This is a genomic window from Vibrio vulnificus NBRC 15645 = ATCC 27562 (assembly GCF_002224265.1).
GTDB classification, from domain to species: Bacteria; Pseudomonadota; Gammaproteobacteria; order Enterobacterales; family Vibrionaceae; genus Vibrio; species Vibrio vulnificus.
In genome coordinates this window covers 440304-461011 of the sequence record NZ_CP012881.1, presented here as the reverse complement: position 1 = coordinate 461011, position 20708 = coordinate 440304, and the positions used below count along the sequence as shown (strand labels likewise).

The window sequence follows — 20708 nt, the reverse complement described above, 5'->3', positions numbered from 1 at the left end:
GGGCAACGATACCTTGACAGTCAATGGTAGTGGCTCAAACACGCTGGAAGGAGGAGAGGGTGATGACCTTCTCAAGGTGAATCGCAGCGTGGATGCATACTATCAACGTGATCATGTGCGCAAGGCCGTCAACACGTTCAATGGTGGTCAAGGTAATGATCGTCTAGAAGGCAGTGCGGGTGCTGAGACGTATGTATTTAATCGAGGGACGGGCAGGACACCATCAACGACTATGACCATAACAATTGGAGCTCCGTGGACGGTTGGAATCAAGTCGACCGGATTGTCTTGGGTGAAGGGATTAGCCGAGACGAGTTAACGTTGCGTCGAAACGGTAATCATATGGTGCTCATGATTGGAGGTCTTGATTCTGGGGATTCGATTACGATAGAGAATGCGTATACCGACAAACGGTACCGCATTGAAGAAGTGGTGTTGAGTGATGGTAGTAAGGTATCGCCGTTTGAACTCCCAGACTATGTGGAACCAGTCATAAATACGGACTTACTCGTCCAAGCGATGGGTGCTTTTGATACGCGAGAAAGCGTGACAAATAACGCTGTTATTGACAGTGTTACATCTTCATTCTCACCCAACTTAGTTGTCAGCGCACAGATCCAGCTCTAAAGGTAATCATCTATCGATGATGAAATACGATACTCTGCGTGCGCGGCATGCAGAGTATCGATCGAATTCACTCTCTATAAGTCATCTAAGAAAGTGGTAAATTTACTACGCTCAATTTGAGTGGTTATCTAAATTTGTAATCTTTTGATGCAATCTTATGTGAACTTATTCTGCAAATATCTTTGTAACTATTTGAAAGCTCGTTCTGGCTATGCAGACTTATGCTGCAAGCATCACATTATGAAGCCTGCAATATATGTTCGCATAAATTGCAGGCTTTCTTCATATTTGCACCATAAGTTTTCATAGTCTATTTTTTTGTTGTCGGTTTACAACAAAGTGACTTGGCTATGTTTGACCAAACTAAGAAATCATCTCACATACACAACATCTGTAAGTTCATGAGCTTGAAGAACGATGCTGTTGTTCGCACTCTTTCCATTTTGGAATTCGATTTCTGTTTTCACCTCGAATACAACCCAAACATCAAGAGTTTTACCTCTCAACCTTTTGGCTTCCACTATCAGTTCAATAACCGAAATTGCCGATATACACACCAGATTTTTTTGTGACGGTTCACAAAGGCACTTATTCCGAAGCATACGTTTAAGGGCAACCACCAAACAATGAAGTTTGGTGTGCCTCCACGCATTGAAAATGGTCGGAAGTTCTTAAACAACAAGTTTGGTTAAAAAGTGTACAAATTAAGTATTAAATATCGAAAACTATGGTAGGCTAGTTCGTGACCCCCCACAGCTTAGTGGGACATTTTGTTGATTCTGGATTGATTATCCTCCCCATAGTGCCCTTCTAAGCCTAACGAAGTTAGGTAAATCATGTTACACCCAACACGTAAAATGAGCTCAAAACTGAGCAACGTAGAAAACTTGTACTCTTTACCAAGAAGTAGAGCGTTACCTAAACCCAATTTATTGAGGCAACAAAGGGAGACTGCGGTTGTTTACTGCGAGGGCTTCTTTGGTGAGTCTAAAGGCAAAACAACTAACGGGTTGGTACGCGAGTCGAATCGGTTCAAGATCGTATCTGTTATCGACAGCACCAAAGCAGGTCAAGATAGTGGAGCTTATCTTTATGGGCATGACAATGGCGTTCCTATTTGTTCTAGTTTAAGTCAAGCGATCGCGGTTTCTGATTGGATTCCGGAATACTTTATTTACGGTCTTTCTCCTGAGAGTGGGCGTTTATCTCTTGAAGAAAGACAGCTAATCCTCACCGCAATGAGATTGGGGATGAACATTGTGATTGGCCTACATGAATTTTTAACGGACGACCCAGAATTTATGGAAGCGGCCAAAAAGAATCATGTTCGGATTATTGATGTCATCAAACCAAGGCCAATTGATGAACTTGAGCTGTTTGCGAACCGTCTCCAAACCGTTCTTTGCCCAAGGATTTTAGTCATGGGTACGGATTGTGCTATTGGCAAACGCACCACTGCATTGGCGTTGACGAAAGTCCTCGAAAGATACGGTTTAAATGTCGTCATGATTGCTACAGGGCAAACGGGGTTGATCCAAGGAGCACGCCATGGGATCGCACTTGAAGCCATACCTTCACAGTATTGTGTTGGAGAGTTAGAAGCCGTTGTTGTTGAAGCATACGAAGAAGAAGGACCTGATGTCATTGTGATTGAAGGGCAAGGTGCATTAAGCCACCCCTGTTTTTGTACTAGTGCATCGATTATCCGTGGCTCGCAACCACATGCGGTAATCCTTCAACACTCTCCAACGAGGGTCTACTTGAGTGGTAGTGAGCAATATTTTATGCCTGATTTGGATACAGAAATAGAGTTAATAGAGCTGTTTGCTGGTGTACCCGTTATAGGCATTACATTAAACAGTCAAGGTTTGGATGAGCAATCTACCGCGGAAGTGATTTCTCACTATGCCGACAAGTATCATCGTCCAGTGGCAGAGCTGTTTACTGTTTCAGATGAAGTTCTAGTTGAAATGGTGATGGAGATGTTCCCAGAGTTAGATCTTGATTCTATCACTATCTAGTTAACTGAATTTTAGCCAAGTATATTGAATTTATTCAGTATACTTGTGCTTAACAGGCATATTTTTCGCTTGCTTAGTGACCTTATATTGAAGGGTTATTTTGTATTTCTTCCGATTTTTCTTGAAAAAACGTTCAGCGCTACTACTAAAAGTCGCTTTTTCACATTTATCCTATTGGATACCATTTTTATTTTATCTTGGTAGGTAAGAGTAGGCCTTTAAAGCGGATGAATTGATGAAAAATAGGCGTTTAAAAGCAATTGTTCCTCTCTTTTAAACGTGTCGTTCTTTGTTAAAGCATCTAGTTGCACTCCTGGACACAACGTTTAGAGAAGCTTTGGAATATGACACGAAATATGGCCTTGTTACTTCGGGCTATCCCTCAATGCATAAACCGAGTGGGTTAAAAATGTTCCCCCTAAAGCCGGAGGGCATGCTCATGAGCCAACGTATTCATCTTTCGCGAAACCCCTGGGGGGGAGGAAAACAAGATCCTCCTAATTTTGGTGAAGCTTTCTACACTCTCTTTCACCATTTTAAGAAAAGGCTTCCAAACGGTAGGTATTCAAGTTTATTTATTCCTCTTATCGTCTTCCTTCTAACGTCCATTTCCTGGAGCGTCTTTTACACAGTGCCGAGCGATTCTGTTGCGGTGATACAGCGGTTTGGGAAATATGTTCATAGTGTTCCTGCTGGGCTTCATTTAAAGATGCCACTTGGTATCGATGCCGTAAAAATAGTGCCGGTGAAGCGACAGCTCAAACAAGAATTTGGGTTTATTACTCCAGGGGCAAGTGATCCGCACCAAAATCCTCGAATCAACTCTCGGCATCAAGAAATGCAAATGGTGACTGGTGATTTAAATGCCGCGCTTGTCGAGTGGGTGGTGCAGTATAGAATCTCTGAACCCATCCATTTTCTATTCGAAGTCCGTGAGCCTAGCGAGACCCTTCGATATGTTTCTGAATCTGTGATGCGCGAAGTGGTAGGTGATAGGACTGTGGATGAAGTGATCACCATAGGTCGGCAAGAAATTGAGTCCGAAGCTCTATCAAAAATGCAAGCGCTCTCTACGAAATATGTCTTAGGGATAAGAATTGACCAAGTTCAGTTGAAAAACATCAACCCACCTCAACCTGTCCAAGCGTCGTTCAATGAAGTAAATCAAGCTCAACAAGAAAAAGAGAAACTGATTAACGAAGCTCGTAGAGATTACAACAAAGTGATCCCTTTAGCGCTAGGAGAAAAAGATCAGCGAATCAGAGAAGCTGATGGTTATCGCTTAAAACGCATTAATGAGGCAGAGGGGGATACGGCTCGTTTCAATGCTTTACTGCTTGAGTACGTTAAAGCACCTGAAGTGACTTTGCGAAGAATCTATCTTGAAACAATGCAGGTCGTCTTACCGAATATTCGCACCAAGATTATCATTGATGAGCGAAGCAACAGTATTTTGCCCCTGCTTGATCTCAATAAAATACAAGGAGATGCAAAATGAAACCGATTAACGTAGGGCTTGTAATCGCATTGATTTTGGGTGTGTCTCTTAGCCTATACAATGCATTGTATACGGTTAATGAAGTTCAACAGGTCGTTATCACTCAGTTTGGCAAGCCTATCGGGACGCCTATTGTGAATGCGGGATTGAAGATAAAAATACCCTACATTCAAGAAATAAACATGATCGATAAACGTGTCTTGGAGTGGGATGGACGACCTTCTGATATGCCAACAAAAGACAAACTGTATATTTCTGTAGACCTATTTGCTCGGTGGCGAATTATCGATCCGCTTCAATACTTCTTACGTCTCAAAGATGAGCGCAGTGCACAATCACGGCTGGACGATATTTTGGGTAGTGAAACACGAAATGCAGTGGCAAAACATGAACTGATAGAAATAATCCGAACAAACAAAAATCGAAAACCGTTGCGAGACCCCTTACTGAGCGAGGCTGAAAGAGCGTTAAAAATTGGCGCTCTCGTGCCTATTCAAAAAGGTCGTCAACTAGTAGAACAAGAAATATTCTTAGCCGCGGCAGAAAAAATAAAAATTTTTGGTATTGAACTGCTCGATATTCGTTTCAAACGTATTAACTACAATGAGAGTGTTCGTCCCAAAATTTACGAGCGAATGGTCAGTGAACGTCGTCAAATTGCAGAACGTTTTTTGTCGGAAGGCAATGGGGAAGCAGCAAGGATCCGAGGTGACCGGATCAGAGATTTGAATATGATCCAGTCTGAGGCCTATCGAGAGGTAGAAGAGATTCGAGGGCAAGCCGATGCGAAAGCTGCTGAAATTTATGCGTCAGCTTACAATAAAAACCCTGAAGCAACACGTCTGTATGAGTTCACACGAACGATGCAGTCTTACTCAACTGTCCTGGCAGAAAACACAACACTGGTTTTGTCTACTAATAGTGAATTATTCAAGTTTCTTAATGGTGTTGAAGGTAGCTTAAATGGCACGGCTGAAAGCAATGACTAAAAGAAAGAAGAGAGCAGCCATTAATCTGACCCGGCTACCAAGAGAGTACATTGATTGGTTATCTCGTCCTATATACCGTTTTATTCATATTGAATCTGCCGCTGGAATTGTACTGTTTATTTCAACGCTCTTAGCTGTTTTATTGGCTAACTCACATTTAAGTGAGGAGTTTGCTCGTTTTTGGCAGATTTCGCTAGGGATGACGGTTGGTGATTTGGTTTTTGAGCGTTCATTACACAAATGGGTCAATGATGCCGGAATGACCCTATTTTTCTTTCTTATTGCCTTGGAGCTTAAGCGTGAGTTAGCGCTAGGTGAACTTCGCAATCCCCAATTAGCTCTCCTTTCCATTGCTGCTGCTCTTGGAGGCATGTCGATCCCGCCTCTTTTTTACTTACTTCTACAGTACGGTGAATCCGGTCAGCATGGTTGGGGGACGGTCATGGCAACAGATACCGCCTTTGTGATCGGATGTCTTGCACTCTTAGGGCGAAGCATTCCAAGCAGTTTGCGGATATTCATGTTATCAATGGCCGTGGTGGATGATATCGGTGCGATCTTTGTTGTCGCTATTGGTTACGGAGAAGCGGTTGACTGGCAGGTGTTATCCTATGCGTTGTTGGGCTTTATGCTTGTTCGTGCGATGGCTTTCTTAGGGGTCCGTAGTCTTGTACTCTTTTCTATTGTCGGCGGAGCAATATGGTTGGTTATCGATATGTCTGGTGTTCATCCAACGATTACAGGAGTGATTCTCGGCTTACTAACCCCCACGAATAAATGGATGAGTAGGCAGCATCTTTTTATCATTATGGAGGCTTTAGTGCCATCTTCACCTAGTCAACAATGGAGTGGGGACAAGAGAGAAGGAGAGATTTTAAAAACCGCAGCGGCGGCTGCACGAGAAACGCTTTCACCTGTAGAGCGGCTGGAAATGTTGCTTCATCCTTGGGTCGGGTTTGTTGTTTTACCGTTGTTTGCTCTTGCTAACGCGGGAGTTTCATTAACCAGTGTAAACCTAACGTCTCCTATTACGCTGGCTGTTTTTGTGGGTTTTGTTTTTGGTAAACCTATCGGTATTGTCTTGTTTAGTTGGATTGCTGTCTGGCTAGGGATCGCGAAATTGCCTGAAAATTTGAATTGGGGAATGGTATTTGGGGGAGGTATGTTGGCTGGTATTGGTTTTACTATGGCACTATTCATCGCGGAACTAGCGTATAACCCAGACCAAATCAATGCTGCGAAATTGGGTATCTTCATCGCGTCCATTACTTCGGCTTTAATTGGTTTCCTCTGTTTAAGGTATTTCGCGGCTAGAGAAAAACAAAAGGGGACTTAAGCTCTATCGTGACGAAATACACACACAACCGAGTTACTGTCCTGTAGTGATAGGCATGAGCCTTTAGGGCGGCTTTTTGCTTTTTAGCCTCATTCGATTTCTGGAAAGCTTTGGCTAGTTTGCTAGTTTGCTAGTTTGCTAGGTTTCTAGGTTTCTGGCTTGCTAGTCCCTAGTCCCTAGTCCCTAGTCCCTAGTCCCTAGTCCCTAGTCCCTCGCTTTTACTCTCAGCCCCCTAACTTCCCGCAATAGAGAAATTAGAGGGCGAAATTGCCTTAGCGGGCCGTATTGGTAAAGACCACTTTCCCACGGCTGATGGTTTGTTGGACTTGTAAGTCTTTTAACGTCGCGCTCTCCACTTTGAGAGGATTCTTATCTAGCAGAATGAAATCGGCGTTTTTCCCCACTTCGATACTGCCTTTCATTGCTTCTTCAAAATGTTGGTAAGCGGGCCAAATGGTCATCGCTCTCAATGCGGTGTAGGCATCAACGCGCTGATCGGGACCGAGCACTTTGTTTGTGCGGGTGGTGCGGTTGACCGTTGCATCAAGCACCCGAAACGCGTCGGGCAGGGCAACCGGAGCGTCATGATGCGTACTAAACATCAATCCAGCATCACGTACGGCTTTGGTCGGTGAAATAAAATCAGCTCGAGGATGGCCAAGCACTGAGTCACGATGCCAATCTCCCCAATAAAACGTATGCATTGGGAAGAGGGAAGGGAAAATGCCTTGCTCTGCGAGGCGCTGGATTTGGTCTTCGCGGATGGTTTGGCCGTGAATCAAGACAGGGCGTCGGTCTTGTTTTCCGAGTTTATTATTGGCCGCGGTCACCGCGTCGATAAATTGTTCAATCGCGGCGTCACCATTGCTGTGGGTTAGTACTTGCCAACCATTTTTGAACGCAGTTTCAACGTACTCAAATGCTTGTGTGTCAGTAAAGGTTGGGTAGCCTGCGTAATCTTTCTTTTGTCCATGAGGCGGATGAAAGTACGGTTGGGTTAACCAAGCCGTTTTCCCTTGAGGTGAGCCATCGAAGTTCAGTTTTACACCTCCAATTCGGAAGTGACTGGTGTATTGAGGTGAGTGGTATTCTGACGTCATGAAATCACTGCTGGTGGCCATATCGGCATACGCCACCACATCAATCAACAAATCTCCTTGTTTCGCAGCGCGTTTCAGTGCTTCATAGCCTTCTTTTGTTGCTCGTCCCTCTTGTGCGGTGGTGTAGCCATATTGTGCGTACATGTTCTGTGATGCGGCCAGCATCATATCTTGCAGTTCTTGGTCGATGAGCATGGTTAAGCGGAAGAGCGTGGCAAAGTGTGCATTTTCTTCCAGTACGCCATTAGGTTCTTGGCTATCGGGCATGCGACGGATTACCCCACCTTCGGGATTTTTACTTTTGGCGGTGATGCCAACCATCTCAAGCGCTTTACTGTTGGCGACGCTAAGGTGTCCGGAGGTGTGAATGATCAAAACGGGTTTATCAGTACTTACCTTGTCCAAATCGGCTTTGGTTGGATAGTAATCGAGCAGTGAATCATCATAACCAAAGCCAAGAATCCATCCGGTTTTCTCGATGAAAAGCTTCTTGGTTTCATCTTGCTCAGAGGCCTTTAGGATCTCAATAATCTTGGCGACCGTGTTTGCACCACCATCGGGTGGCGGAAGGACATTAGCAACCATGGCTTGTAAGCCAACACCATAAACGTGGCTGTGTGGGTCAACAAAACCTGGCAACATGGTTTTGCCTTTGAGGTCGATAAGTTGGGTTTGTCCAAACTTATGTTCCATGGCGCCCTCTTTTGTTCCGACGTAAATGATTTTTTCATCCAACGTGGCGACAGCTTCAGCGTATTCCGGACCATCACCCGCCATTGTTAGGATCTCTCCACCATAGTAGATGGCATCCGCCGCGGTTACTTTTAGTGGCTGAGCTGTGGCTAAGGTTGTGTCATCTTTATCAGAAAAACAGCCCGTTAAGGCAAGCCCAGAAAGGGCGACAGGTATCCAAGGTGCTTTCATTTTTTACTCCCGTTGGAGGAAAGGTAATCATTCAGGTTCATATTACTGAGTCGAAGACGGTTTGCAATTATGGCTATCAAAGGATGTTGGTTCAGTATCAAAAATGATGATGGGTATATCTATCTTATTGTTTAAAAAGGTTGGTTAGGTGTTCTTCTTATCCCGTTGTTTGGCTGTGACGCCAAAGGTTAATCCGCTTGGTTAGCGCTGTTTTCCTTGTCTTTGCGGTCTTCCTAATTTGAGAATCATTCAAAGAAATCTCAGTAACTCTCACTGAGGAAAGTAATATTTTTATTAAAAATCAGTTGGATGCGGATTGGCACACCTTTCGCTAAGTGTTCTAAAAACACGAAGGGAGAGCGACGATGAACGATTTCACGAAAGCAGTGGTTTGGGGGACCGTCAGTTTAGGGCTTTTGACGGGTTGCGGTGGTGGAGACGGAGGCGGATCTGGTTCTGCCCCTACGCCCGAAGTTCAAACCCAGTTTAGCGATATTACCGCACCGACTGGCTTCGAATGGAAAGGGAGCGAACATCGGCAGGTCACGATTAAGCTGGTGAGCAATTTTAGTCAGCAGGGCGGGGAGTCAATGCCCATCCGCGGCCAACATGTGGTGCATTTGTTTAGCGTGGTTGGCGACGCAGAAGATTCAGTCGCCATGTTTACTGGCCTCACCGATGTCTCGGGGGAACTGACCTATCAAATTGAGTTGGCTGGGCATTGGCAAGCCATCAAAGCGATGTCGAGCGTGCGTGGCATTGAATGCGTATCTCATACTGATATCGCTGTGATTGTCGATGAAATTACGGTTGGCTGCGATATCGCGCTGGACTCGGATTAGGAGAACGACCATGACATCAACTAAGCATTTTAGCCCATTTGCCGTTTCTCTCTGTTTGCTGAGCCCAGTGGCTTGGGCGGCCGCAACGAACAACACCCAAGTCGTCAACGCTGATGGTTCTGTCACGATTACTCAAACGGTTGATGAAAGCAGTAGTGCGCCACACTATGTCTCGCCAGGTGCCTATGGTTTTGGCATCTATAGCAATGCCAATCAAGATTATGGCTGGCAGCACACAATAGCGATCCCTGATGGCGCTCAGGTTCTTGAAGCGAAATTGACCATCTATGCATACGATGTCGATTCAGAAGCCTTTCGTGGTGAAAACGGTGAATACGACGGCGTTTCTGTCGATGGTGTTCAACTGAATCCTGGATTTTTACAAGGGACCAACAATACATGGTCGATTACTGAGTTTGCTCTGCCGATAGCGTCGCTTAATGATGGTTTAGTGAATGTCTTTTTGGATATTGATATGAATAATGGCGGCTGGCTAACGACGTTAGACTACAGCTTAATGACGGTGACCTATTTGGTCACGAGCAATACACCGCCTTCTGTTCCTGAGCTAAGCCGAAGTCAAGGGCTATCGACCAATGATGACTTGGTCGTGTCGATTATTGGCCCGACTCCCGCCGATCCCGATGGTGATTCCGTCAGTTACAACTATCGTTGGTTTGTTGATGTTGGGCAGGGATTCTTTGTCGATGATGAGTTTGCGGGGAAAAATAATCATACCGGCGCAAGTGTATCAGCTTCTCAAACCAACAATGGTGAGCGCTGGAAAGTGCAAGTGCAAGCCGAAGATGCCAATGGTTTAATCAGCGATATCACCGAAATAGAATGGCCTGAAATAGGGGATTCAGATGGAGATGGTGTGGCGGATGCCAACGATTATGCACCTAACGACCCGACCATTGCCTTTTACGCACGTACCCCTACTTCCGGTTGGTATACGCTAACTTATGAAGACATGTGGCCATTTGCTGGCGATTACGATCTCAACGATTTTGTCTCACATTACGCGTACGAGGTGTACACCAACGCGAACAATCAGATTACTCGTCTAGATTTTACTGGTCAGGCGGTAGCAAGAGGGGCGTCTGTGGATAATCGTTTTGCCTTGTCGATCGCGGGCATAGAATCTGCCGATGTGAGCAGTTTGACACGTGTCGTCGATGGCGTCAGTGCCAGCGTGGCGGCTGAAAATGGACACAGTGGCGAGTTGGTCTTCGTGGTTTTAGAAAGCATCAGTGCTTTGTTACCTGGCGATGCCAACAGTGATTTTTATAACACAGAGATGGGTGATGACAGACCTGTCGTCGATTACAGTGTCTCTCTCATACTCAAGAGCTCGATGCCACCACTTGCCAGCCATACGCTGAATCCCTTTATCTACCGAGCAGCACAAAGAGGCCGGGAAGTGCACTTGATGAACTACCCAAGCAGTGATCTCGCCAATAGCAACTCGTTTGGCCAAGGGGTAGACGTCACAGACGCACAGGCAGGCGAGTTTTATTTAACGGCTGAAGGATTACCTTGGGCACTTTCGATTCCAACCGCTTGGAAACACCCTTATGAAAACATTGATAGCACCTTGGCTTATCCGCAGGTAGTGGATTGGGCTGAGTCTGGAGGTGTGAGTTCTACAACTTGGTTTAACACTCGGGTTAAAGGGAAGTGCTGGAAGTGTAATTAACACTCAACGTAAAAGACAACAAAGGGCGAAAACTCGCCCTTTGTTTTTGGTCGCTCTACAAATTAATGGAAAAAGTCGACTTGCGATTTAAGTGAATTCGCCTGTTTTTGCAGCTCTTCAGCACTTTCAGACGTTTGCGCGCTAGTGGCTCGGCTCTGTCGGTTAAGATCGCTGATCGAGTGCGCATTGGCCGCGATTTCTTGCGACACTTGAGCTTGTTGCTCTGAGGTGGCGGCAATGGTTTCCGCTTGCGCCGCGATGGCGTGAACTTGGCTCGCAATGGCTTCTAGGGAGCTACCTGCTTCTTGTGCCTTATCAAGCACTTGATTAGCACTTTGCTGGCTTTGGCTCATCAGCCCCACCGCATTACCCGTGGATGCTTTAAGTTTCTCGATAATCTGAACCACATCCTTGACTGAAGTTTGGGTACGGTGAGCAAGCGTTCTTACTTCATCAGCAACCACAGCAAAGCCACGGCCTTGTTCGCCGGCTCGCGCAGCTTCGATGGCGGCATTCAGTGCCAGTAAATTGGTTTGCTCCGCAATTTCATCGATCATTTTCGTCACGGTTTGAATGCTTTCGCTGTCGGTGTTGACTTGTTTGATGGCATGGGCAGAGCGATCAAGTTGATCATTCAGTTCTGCTACATCAATGCAGACACCTTCTACTAGGCTCAATCCAGATTGACTATCCTCATTCGCACTGCGAACGTTATCCGCAATGCTCTCCACTTGTTGAGCGACCGACTGAGCGGAGGTGGCCATCTCTTCAATGGCCGTCACCACTTGCTCCACCTGTTCCTGTTGGCGATCTGCCTGAGATAGGTTATTGCCCGCATCTTCAGAAACACTGTGTGACGCGATATACACGGTTTCAGCCGTTTGACGAATTTCGCCTACCAGCATGTTGAGCTGATTTGCCATGTTGGCAACGCCGTTGGTTAGGTTGGTGATCTCATTTTTTGAAGGCTGACCCGTGCTCGCAATTTGAATGCTCACTTCACCTTTAGCAAGCCTTGCCATCAGAGCATTTAAGGTCGTCAAAGGGTGAAGATTGCGATTGATGGCAAACGTCAAGATCGCAAATGTAGCAACGGCTACGGCTGTGGCAATGGCGATAATCAATTTAAGCAGCGTTTGACTTCCTTTCGTCACTTCTGAAATGAAGGTGCCGCCAAGAAGCTTCCAGTTCCAGCCAGGAATTTCAGTATAGACGAGGTATTTCTCCCCAACAGTACCTTGATATTCATGGCGGTAGCGAATCAAACCGCTTTTGTTTTCAAAAATCGCGACATAGGGTTTGTTGCCGTCGTAATCTGCGGTATCGATAATAGAAGGGTCATGTTGGGTTCGGGTTGGATGCAGCAAGTACTTACCAAGGTTGCTTTGCTCGTTATCAACGACGATGGTGTAACCTGTGTCACCCCATTTCACCTGATTCAACGCACTAAAGAGATCTTCTGTTGCTTTTTGCACGGGTAAGCCAATGAAAGAAACACCAGTGACTTTGTTCTGTGCGTCAAGAATGGGCGAGTAATAGGTAATGTAGCTTTCACCAAACAACTTCACTTGCGCGTAATAGGCCTGTCCCGCGCGGAGCTTCTGATAGGCTGGGTGGTTGTAGCCTAAAGTGGTACCAACAACTCGTTGTCCTGAAGGATTTTTTAGCGAGGTTGAAACGCGAATAAAATCATCGCCAAACGGAGCAAAAATAGTCGCTACTGCGCCAGTATCTCGCGTGAAACTGTCGACAAGTTTGGTGTCATTAATCAGGCTTTCACCGTATTGCGTGATATTACGCAGCGATTTGCCATTAAAATCCACTTGGTAATCTTCCACATAAATACCGGCCAAGTAGCCGTTGCGGAAAGTGGATTCAAGTACCTTCGCGGTTTGTAAATAGGCATCAAACTGGCCCGCAATGGTTGCGGCCATTGATTCCACTTTTGATTGGTGTTCCCGAAGCGTGTTTTCGAGTAGCACGTCAGATGCATTACGATAGACAAGAGTGGCGGTTCCGCCAAAGGCGATGATAAGGCATAGCGTAATCACCAGTTTTAACTGAAAACCGACGCTTTGATTTTTATATTTTTCTAGCACTGTTATTCCTGCTGAAATCAGCAGCCTCTACACGATGTATGTTTGAAAGAATAGATTGTAATAATGGAAGGGATAATAGCCGAAGATTGATAGAATTAATTGATATTTATTAAGTAATTGCTCATTTGTGGTGATGGAATGACCAGAGAACGGATGGGATAAATAACGCAGTGAACATTTGCCCACTGCGTTTGAACGATGGTCAGCTTTAACGTGCAGAAAGCACAGTAGTTAACTGGTGACTTTCGCCTGGGTTGAGCGTTTTGCCCTGAATAATACTGTCTGCATGCAGAGTGGATTCTACACACAGCATGGTTTTGTAACCGTCATCGCTCATGTCCGCCATGCCAGCGGCACCTTGAGCCCAAGGGTTCCAAAGCACGGCGCTGTTGTGACCTTGGTTTTCAATGCACAGAGTACGTTCAATGACTGGGTCTTTAACCACAATCTCTTTCTCAGGTTGCGTGTAGACGCGATCGATCGTGTCGGTCAATTGTAAAACTTCACCACCATGGCATAGTTCGCCCGCTTTCAAACTGTCAATGTACTCAGAGCCCATGCCCATAGTTTGAGTCTGCTCAATATCACCGACGTTCAAATAGGTATGCAGCGCACTCGAGAAAGTGAATGCCTCATCATCAATATTAAGAATGTTGAGTGACACTTTCAGTTCGTCACCGATCTCGACGACTAGGCGGACATCAAACATATGAGGCCAGAGATTGTGCAACTCTTCTGTCGGGAATAAGGCGAGTTCAACGATCACACCGTTGTTGTTTTCGCGGTGTTCAACTAGTTCCCATTCTGAAGTGCGAGCAAAGCCGTGTGCAGGTGCGGCAATGCGGCCAAACCAAGGCCAACACACCGGAATACCGCCACGCAGCGCAGTTTTACCATCAAATACAGCCTTGTCACTCATCCAAATGATGTCAGCTTGACCCGCTGGCTGGTAGGAGACGACATGGCCGCCAAACAAAGAGATACCTGCGGTTGCTTTCTCGTGAATCACACGAACAATTTTGACATTGTCTTTTTCAACAATGGTGACGCAATCAGACAGGACAGTCAGCGCCGGAAGTGAATTAAGATCCATCTGAATTTCCTTAACAATCAGTTTCAAAAGATTCGTTTTAGAAACGGACCGTGAAGTCAGACACTGCTGAGAGTCTAAAGCTCCATTGCTAACCTCAAATCCGTGATACTAAAAAGGCGACCTAAGGTCGCCTTTTTGTCTAACGAAATTCTTCGCTAAGTGCTTATTTTACTAAGTAGAAATTACTTAGAGATGTGAGCAATTAGGTCTAGAACTTTGTTTGAGTAACCGATTTCGTTGTCGTACCAAGATACAACTTTAACGAAGTTATCAGTTAGAGCGATACCAGCTTTAGCATCGAATACAGAAGTTTGAACTTCACCGATGAAGTCTTGAGAAACTACTGCATCTTCAGTGTAACCTAGAACGCCTTTTAGTTCGCCTTCAGAAGCTTCTTTCATTGCTGCACAGATAGCTTCGTAAGATGCGCCGTTCTTAAGGTTAACAGTTAGGTCAACTACAGAAACGTTAGCAGTTGGTACGCGGAAAGCCATACCAGTTAGTTTGCCGTTTAGTTCTGGAAGAACAACGCCTACTGCTTTAGCTGCACCAGTTGAAGATGGGATGATGTTCTGAGAAGCACCACGACCACCGCGCCAGTCTTTAGCAGAAGGACCGTCTACAGTTTTTTGAGTTGCTGTAGTAGCGTGAACTGTAGTCATAAGACCAGATTCGATACCGAACTTGTCGTTAAGAACTTTAGCGATAGGAGCTAGACAGTTAGTAGTACAAGAAGCGTTAGAAACGATGTCTTGACCAGCGTAAGAAGTGTGGTTAACACCCATTACGAACATTGGAGTCGCATCTTTAGAAGGACCAGTTAGAACAACTTTCTTAGCACCAGCTGTGATGTGTTTACGAGCTGTTGCGTCGTCTAGGAATAGACCAGTTGCTTCAGCTACTACGTCAACACCGATTGCATCCCATTTTAGATCTTCTGGGTTACGCTCAGCAGTTACACGTACAGTTTTACCGTTAACGATTAGGTTACCGCCTTCAACTTCAACAGTACCGTTGAAACGGCCGTGAGTTGAGTCGTATTTCAACATGTAAGCCATGTAATCTACGTCGATAAGGTCGTTGATACCTACAACTTCGATGTCAGCACGCTCTTGCGCTGCACGGAAAACGAAACGACCGATACGGCCAAAACCGTTAATACCTACTTTGATAGTCATTATAGTTGCTCCACAACTTAATTTCTGATTAAAGATAACTGGTAGTAAAATTACAGAATCCAGTAAACATCTGCAAGTGATAATCGGACTTAACTTGTTTAAAGTCAAAAAAAAGCGACGCTTTTTTTAACAATTCTTTGCAAATGCTCGTTTTTTAAACTTTGAACCGGTTATTCTACTCACCAATTGGCGTAAAATAACTCAAGAGCAGGTGCTCTAAGCAATTTTAAAACATAGGACATGATGGTGAGAAAGTATGTGCTACAACCATGATGCTTCGCAAGTTTTTTGCACAAAAAGTCGTCAACATTAATAAGAAAAAGGGAAATTAGTGACGTGACAAAAGAAAGTAAAGTTGTGCTCAAGTCAGACCAGCAATGGCGTGAGCAATTGTCTGAACAGGAATACCATGTGTGTCGTGAGCAAGGAACCGAACCTCCTTTTAGTGGCAAACTACTGCACAATAAAGACAGCGGAGAATATGCATGCACTTGCTGTAATGCGCCGCTGTTTTCTTCTGTTAACAAATACGATTCAGGTTGTGGTTGGCCAAGCTTTGATGCGCCGATTAATGAGATGGCTGTCCTGTATTTAGATGATTTTAGTCACGGAATGAAGCGAGTAGAGATCCGCTGTGCACGATGCGATAGCCACTTAGGGCACGTTTTTCCTGATGGACCTAAAACAACCGGAGAACGTTTTTGTGTCAACTCAGTGTCGTTAATTTTCAACAAAATTGAAACTAATGAGTGATTTTTCACCGAACGCTGTTCTCCGCTTTCAGTCATATCGTGTCTAGCAATCATACTGAAAGAGTCAAAATGGCGTGAGTAGCCAAGAGACAAAAACCTTCCATGTGGAAGGTTTTTTAGTTTGAGTGCGTCGTTCTTTAAAATAAGCGCCGAACTAAAGCAGCATTGCGATATGCATGTGGCTACGAGCGTATAAGACTACAAGTCACTCGGGATCATCATAGAGCGGTATTGCCCTTTTTCGAGCGCAGATGCCACTTGCTCAGCTAAAGCATCCAGCTGTTTGTACTCCTGTGCACTAAAGCCAAACATCAGTTGCATTTCTCGTTCTGTGGCTAAGGGCACATCAAACTCTTTTGCTACCATTGCCCAAACGTAAGCTTGCTTCATTTGACGTAACCCTTGATGGGTACTTGCCAATGACTTTAACGCTTCGGTATTCACTTTGCCGTCTTTGGTCAACTCGAGAGAATGATTAAGCAGTTGGATGGTTTTCGTTTGATCACGTGTAGTATAAAACGTTGCCAAGGCGTATTGCATTTCAGCGGTTTCTAGCGCGGGTGTGCCTTCCATCTGTAAAAACTGACGACGTGCATTGGTATTGCCTGTCTGGCTCCAAAGGAAATAGAGGCTTTCAGGTTCACTTGAAGAGCTAAGTTCTTGCACTATACGTTCAAGTTCAGAAATACTATGCACCAGCGCGTTAAAACGTTTTTGTTTTAACGCAGTTTGATCGATGGGTGTAATTTGCGAAGCCAACTCCAGGCACTTGCGATACTCTGCGGTTAGCTTGTATTCCTTAATCTTGTTGTTGTCGGATGGGCTTTTCAGTACCTCAAAGCGGTGCCAAATAAGGTCGGTACGTGCAACACGGCACTGCCCGTCATCCATATTCAGTTTTTCACAGCGTAGTCCTGGTTGAGATTGACACAGTTCTTCCGTGGTTTTGTTGCCTTCTAAGCAGCCACTGAGTAGCAGCGGTATGCTAAGGGCGAGTAGCCAAATTTTATTACTCATAGTGATTTGCTTGTGATCCATTACAACAATTTATTTACTGTTTCTTGACTCAGTTTAGTATCCAGATATGTTCTGTGAACAAAATGTTAGTGTAAAGGTATGTTATGAACACAGAGCAGCTACTCAGCGCAATGACACCAGAAGTTTACCAACGTCTGACGTATGCAGTAGAAACAGGACGTTGGCCAGAGGGTACACCACTTTCACAAACGCAGCGAGATTCCTGTATGCAAGCTGTGATGTTGTATCAATCTAAGCACAATATTGATGCTGAGCATATGTCAGTGGCAGCGGGTGGCGAAATCTGTTTTAAGTCGAAAGCGGAGCTGAAAAAACAGTTTCAATCGGGTCAGGAAGATATTGTCCGCGTTAATCCAAATCGAGATTAGTCGTTAAAGAACCTAGAACCTAGAACCTAGAATAGATCCAGGTTCTAGGTTTTTAGTTTATAAGCTCATTTCACCACGCAGCACTTGCTGCATTTGTGCTTTCACTTCTTCATAAGACAGATTCTGACTCAATAGGTAGTGAAGTTTTGCTAAGGCTGCTTCAGGGGTCATATCGTAACCACTGATCACGCCTGCTTCTGCGAGGGCGCAGCCAGTTGCATAGCCACCCATATTCACTTTGCCTGCTAAACATTGAGTTAAGTTAACAACAATCACTCCGCGCTCAGACGCTTCTTTGAGATGGGCCAATAGCTCAGGGTTTTGTGGCGCGTTACCCACACCAAAGGTCAACAGAATCATCGCATTCACCGGCTGAAGTAAAGTGTTGCGAATCACTTCGTGTGAGATGCCTGGGTACATGGTGATCACACCGATAGGTTGTGGCGTGATGTTATGAACTTTGAATTCGCCTTCTGGTTGCGCGCCCACTTTGATGCTGTTGCTGATCTGGATGTTGATCCCTGCTTCAAGCAGAGGCGGTAAGTTTGGCGATGTAAACGCATTAAAGCCATCCGCATGCGATTTCACACTGCGGTTGCCACGCATTAACTGATTGTTGAAGAACAAAGTGACTTCGTTAACCGGGTAATTGGCCGCAATATGCAGCGCGTTAAGCAGATTTGCTTGGCCGTCAGAGCGCAGTTCCGCCAAGGGAATTTGAGAGCCTGTGACAATGACTGGCTTACCAAGGTTTTCCAGCATGAAGGAGAGCGCAGATGCGGTATACGCCATGGTATCGGTGCCGTGTAGGATCACGAAACCATCGTATTTGTCATAGTTGTCACGAATGTCGTTGGCAATGTGTTGCCAATCTTCAGGGGTCATATCTGAAGAGTCCATCAATGGTTCGTATTCGTGAATGGTGTATTGCGGCATTTCTGGGCGATGGAATTCCGGCATGTTTGCTAACTGCTTTTCCATGAAACCAGCGACAGGAATGTAGCCATGATCAGACTTCTTCATGCCGATAGTACCGCCAGTGTAGGCAATATAGATGTGTTTTCTTGTCATAGTGAGTGATCACTTAGGTGTAGGGGAACAGAGCGGCGATTATAGCGAAAACTTGGCTAAGAAAAAGAGGCATCTGCTACACAGATGCCTCTCACTTCTTACTTCTACTGCACTTCGCAGTTCAAACAGAAGGCGTAGTAGCCTTTCGGATCGTTAAAATTTTGCAACAGCGAAGCGTGCTGCTCCATTTGTTGGGCGACAGGCTGTAAGCTCGGTGGCAGTATGCTTTGAATATCGACGCCCATAGAGATTTTCACTTGCTTCATAAACTCTTGGATAAACTGCTCAGTCGGTGAGAGCGGTTCTTCGACCCAGTAAAGGTTGTAGTTTTCTAGTTGAGCCATTTTTGCTGCTTCTGCAACGGCGTCATCGAAATCGCCGATTTGGTCAACCAACCTGTGTTGCAGCGCGTCGTAGCCCGTCCACACTCGGCCTTGGGCCACTTTATCCACCGCATCCAATGACAGATCGCGATTGTTACCGACTAGGCTGATAAAACGTTGGTAACCGTGTTCAATGCCCATTTGGAACGCTTGTGATGCCCCTTTTGAAAGGCCTGTCGAGATGCCTTCACCAGAGAATGGCGATGTACCAACACCATCGGTGTAGATACCGAGTTTATTGAAGCCTTTTTCAAAGGTAGTAATGACGCTAAAAATACCAATCGAGCCAGTGAGCGTTGTCGGTTGAGCAATAATCTTATCCGCGCTCATTGAGATCCAATATCCGCCGGATGCAGCTAGGCTAGACATGGACACCACAATTGGCTTGCCAGCGTCTTTTAGTGCCTGGACTTCGTTACGAATCACTTCTGAAGCGAATGCGCTGCCTCCGGGGCTATCCACACGCAATACCACCGCTTTCACTTTGTCATCGTTACGAGCTTGACGCAGTAATCCGGCAACGGTATCGCCACCCACTGTACCACGCGGTTGTTGACCATCCATGATGGTGCCGCTGGCGACGACAATGGCAATATCATCGGCATTCACATCAAAGTTATCGCGCATGGTTGCTCGGTAGTCGTAGTAGCTGATGGCTTTGTAGCTGTCATCCCCGCTTGCGCCAAATTTCTCAGCCAGTTGCGTTCTTAATTGTTGGCGAGTTGCGAGTTCATCGACCAAACCAAGTTTGATGGAAAGAGCCGCGAGATCACCGTTGACGGATTTCAACTGAGACAAAAACTCTTCCATCGAAGGATTGAGTGTTTTTGGGTCAATCTGGCGATTATTTGCCACATCGTCCACGAAAGCGCCCCACAGTTGAGTCAACCAACGTGTCGCAGATTCCTTAGCAGCAGGTGACATATCATCACGTACAAACGGCTCAATCGCTGATTTATAAGTGCCAACACGGAAAACATGCGTTGTCACATCGAGCTTTTCGAGAAGCGTTTTGTAATAGAGATTAAAAGCGCTATAGCCTTTCAGCATAACCCCGCCATCGGGGGCAAGGTAGATCTTATCTGCGTAGCTAGCGAGATAATATTGGCTTTGGTTATAAAAGGCGCCAACCGCATAAATAGGCTTGCCAGAAGCCTTAAATTCATTGAGTGCTTTGGCAATGTAACGCAGCTTGGTGAGATTGGTCTCCGGCATATCGCGTAATGACAATACCAAACCGGTGATCTTTTCGTCGTCTTTGGCATAGCGAATGGTGTCCACCACATCAAACAATACGTTCTCTTTAGGAATCTCTTCCCCAAACAGCGAACCTGCAAAGGAATCCATCGGATTGATGTAAAGGCTTTGTTCGACGATAGGGCCGGATAGGTTCAGCACCAATGCGGAAGGCTGCTCAACCTGAGGCTGCGTGTCATGGCCGTAGAAATAGATAAAGTAAACGAGCGCAATAGACAGTAGAAAAATCAGGTTGGTGAGTGCGAGACGCACAAAGGTAATGGCTTTCCATATTCCTTTAAAAACCAAACCGATGAGTTTGAATAATGATTTCATTGTTTCTCCGTAACGAGATGTCTCAGCCATTCACATGAAAGATCGAAATGATCGCCAAACTGGCGCCAACGCCATCAATAAGTCATGCAAAAGATAACAGTTATCAAAGCTTAACACG

17 protein-coding genes are annotated in these 20708 nt (G+C 45.4%); 10 read left to right on the top strand and 7 right to left on the bottom strand.

The window, feature by feature from the left end; all coding sequences use genetic code 11:
• Window positions 1-13: 13 nt before the first annotated feature.
• The 6 genes from AOT11_RS23255 (at window position 14) to nhaA (ending at window position 6471) form a co-directional block, all read left to right on the top strand.
• Entirely contained in the window at window positions 14-319 is a 306-nt protein-coding gene (locus AOT11_RS23255) for a hypothetical protein (RefSeq protein ID WP_172840593.1), read from the top strand.
• Window positions 256-627 carry a calcium-binding protein gene (locus tag AOT11_RS02025; RefSeq protein ID WP_089529790.1) on the top strand — a complete coding sequence of 124 codons (372 nt, stop codon included), beginning with the start codon at window positions 256-258 and terminating at the stop codon, window positions 625-627. Before AOT11_RS23255 ends, AOT11_RS02025 begins: the two co-directional genes overlap by 64 nt.
• A gap of 836 nt (window positions 628-1463) precedes the next feature.
• Window positions 1464-2648 carry an N-acetyltransferase DgcN family protein gene (locus AOT11_RS02015; protein WP_017428825.1) on the top strand — a complete coding sequence of 395 codons (1185 nt, stop codon included), beginning with the start codon at window positions 1464-1466 and terminating at the stop codon, window positions 2646-2648.
• A 439-nt stretch (window positions 2649-3087) separates the two neighbouring features.
• Entirely contained in the window at window positions 3088-4146 is a 1059-nt protein-coding gene (gene hflK / locus AOT11_RS02010) for an FtsH protease activity modulator HflK (protein WP_223848418.1), read from the top strand.
• Window positions 4143-5135 (top strand): protease modulator HflC, encoded by a 993-nt coding sequence (gene hflC / locus AOT11_RS02005; protein WP_017428827.1) that lies wholly within the window; start codon window positions 4143-4145, stop codon window positions 5133-5135. The genes hflK and hflC overlap by 4 nt, the downstream gene beginning before the upstream one ends.
• Window positions 5128-6471 (top strand): Na+/H+ antiporter NhaA, encoded by a 1344-nt coding sequence (gene nhaA, locus AOT11_RS02000; protein WP_026050783.1) that lies wholly within the window; start codon window positions 5128-5130, stop codon window positions 6469-6471. Before hflC ends, nhaA begins: the two co-directional genes overlap by 8 nt.
• A gap of 272 nt (window positions 6472-6743) precedes the next feature.
• On the opposite strand, the gene AOT11_RS01995 is transcribed toward nhaA, so the two are convergent.
• Window positions 6744-8495: an amidohydrolase gene (locus AOT11_RS01995; protein WP_017428829.1), complete on the bottom strand. Its 1752-nt coding sequence runs from the start codon at window positions 8493-8495 to the stop codon at window positions 6744-6746.
• A 365-nt stretch (window positions 8496-8860) separates the two neighbouring features.
• Here AOT11_RS01995 and AOT11_RS01990 point away from each other — a divergent pair, with 365 nt between their 5' ends.
• Complete coding sequence (locus tag AOT11_RS01990; RefSeq protein ID WP_017428830.1) at window positions 8861-9337, top strand: hypothetical protein; 477 nt, start codon at window positions 8861-8863, stop codon at window positions 9335-9337.
• Window positions 9338-9347: 10 nt separating this feature from the next.
• Window positions 9348-11036, top strand: a complete 1689-nt coding sequence (locus AOT11_RS01985; protein WP_017428831.1) for an LruC domain-containing protein — start codon at window positions 9348-9350, stop codon at window positions 11034-11036.
• Between the two features lie 62 nt (window positions 11037-11098).
• On the opposite strand, the gene AOT11_RS01980 is transcribed toward AOT11_RS01985, so the two are convergent.
• The 3 genes from AOT11_RS01980 to gap form a co-directional block, all read right to left on the bottom strand.
• Window positions 11099-13135 carry a methyl-accepting chemotaxis protein gene (locus AOT11_RS01980; protein WP_017428832.1) on the bottom strand — a complete coding sequence of 679 codons (2037 nt, stop codon included), beginning with the start codon at window positions 13133-13135 and terminating at the stop codon, window positions 11099-11101.
• Window positions 13136-13343: 208 nt separating this feature from the next.
• Window positions 13344-14228: a D-hexose-6-phosphate mutarotase gene (locus AOT11_RS01975; RefSeq protein WP_026050784.1), complete on the bottom strand. Its 885-nt coding sequence runs from the start codon at window positions 14226-14228 to the stop codon at window positions 13344-13346.
• Window positions 14229-14410: 182 nt separating this feature from the next.
• Window positions 14411-15406, bottom strand: a complete 996-nt coding sequence (gene gap / locus AOT11_RS01970) for a type I glyceraldehyde-3-phosphate dehydrogenase (protein WP_011080938.1) — start codon at window positions 15404-15406, stop codon at window positions 14411-14413.
• 336 nt (window positions 15407-15742) lie between these two features.
• Between gap and msrB the strand changes: the two genes are divergently transcribed.
• Window positions 15743-16159, top strand: coding sequence for a peptide-methionine (R)-S-oxide reductase MsrB (gene msrB / locus AOT11_RS01965; protein WP_026050785.1), 417 nt, complete (start codon window positions 15743-15745; stop codon window positions 16157-16159).
• A 197-nt stretch (window positions 16160-16356) separates the two neighbouring features.
• Here the strand turns inward: msrB and AOT11_RS01960 are convergent, their stop codons facing one another.
• Window positions 16357-17175, bottom strand: a complete 819-nt coding sequence (locus AOT11_RS01960) for a DUF2989 domain-containing protein (RefSeq protein ID WP_026050786.1) — start codon at window positions 17173-17175, stop codon at window positions 16357-16359.
• Window positions 17176-17279: 104 nt separating this feature from the next.
• On the opposite strand from AOT11_RS01960, the gene AOT11_RS01955 reads away from it, so the two are divergent.
• Complete coding sequence (locus tag AOT11_RS01955) at window positions 17280-17564, top strand: YeaC family protein (RefSeq protein ID WP_011080935.1); 285 nt, start codon at window positions 17280-17282, stop codon at window positions 17562-17564.
• Between the two features lie 57 nt (window positions 17565-17621).
• Here AOT11_RS01955 and ansA read toward each other — a convergent pair whose 3' ends face one another.
• Together ansA and sppA are read right to left on the bottom strand one after the other, a co-directional pair.
• Complete coding sequence (ansA, locus tag AOT11_RS01950; protein ID WP_017428836.1) at window positions 17622-18635, bottom strand: asparaginase; 1014 nt, start codon at window positions 18633-18635, stop codon at window positions 17622-17624.
• A gap of 104 nt (window positions 18636-18739) precedes the next feature.
• The gene (sppA, locus tag AOT11_RS01945; protein WP_026050787.1) at window positions 18740-20590 is read right to left on the bottom strand and encodes a signal peptide peptidase SppA; all 1851 of its coding nucleotides are present in this window, start codon (window positions 20588-20590) and stop codon (window positions 18740-18742) included.
• Window positions 20591-20708 lie beyond the last annotated feature (118 nt).

Excerpts from the sequence above, each read along its gene's own strand:
- AOT11_RS02015 (WP_017428825.1), top strand. The coding sequence starts at position 1,464 with ATGTTACACCCAACACGTAAAATGAGCTCAAAACTGAGCAACGTAGAA.
- hflK (WP_223848418.1), top strand. The coding sequence starts at position 3,088 with ATGAGCCAACGTATTCATCTTTCGCGAAACCCCTGGGGGGGAGGAAAA.
- hflC (WP_017428827.1), top strand. The coding sequence starts at position 4,143 with ATGAAACCGATTAACGTAGGGCTTGTAATCGCATTGATTTTGGGTGTG.
- nhaA (WP_026050783.1), top strand. The coding sequence starts at position 5,128 with ATGACTAAAAGAAAGAAGAGAGCAGCCATTAATCTGACCCGGCTACCA.
- AOT11_RS01995 (WP_017428829.1), bottom strand. The coding sequence starts at position 8,495 with ATGAAAGCACCTTGGATACCTGTCGCCCTTTCTGGGCTTGCCTTAACG.
- AOT11_RS01990 (WP_017428830.1), top strand. The coding sequence starts at position 8,861 with ATGAACGATTTCACGAAAGCAGTGGTTTGGGGGACCGTCAGTTTAGGG.
- AOT11_RS01985 (WP_017428831.1), top strand. The coding sequence starts at position 9,348 with ATGACATCAACTAAGCATTTTAGCCCATTTGCCGTTTCTCTCTGTTTG.
- AOT11_RS01975 (WP_026050784.1), bottom strand. The coding sequence starts at position 14,228 with ATGGATCTTAATTCACTTCCGGCGCTGACTGTCCTGTCTGATTGCGTC.
- gap (WP_011080938.1), bottom strand. The coding sequence starts at position 15,406 with ATGACTATCAAAGTAGGTATTAACGGTTTTGGCCGTATCGGTCGTTTC.
- AOT11_RS01960 (WP_026050786.1), bottom strand. The coding sequence starts at position 17,175 with ATGAGTAATAAAATTTGGCTACTCGCCCTTAGCATACCGCTGCTACTC.
- AOT11_RS01955 (WP_011080935.1), top strand. The coding sequence starts at position 17,280 with ATGAACACAGAGCAGCTACTCAGCGCAATGACACCAGAAGTTTACCAA.
- ansA (WP_017428836.1), bottom strand. The coding sequence starts at position 18,635 with ATGACAAGAAAACACATCTATATTGCCTACACTGGCGGTACTATCGGC.
- sppA (WP_026050787.1), bottom strand. The coding sequence starts at position 20,590 with ATGAAATCATTATTCAAACTCATCGGTTTGGTTTTTAAAGGAATATGG.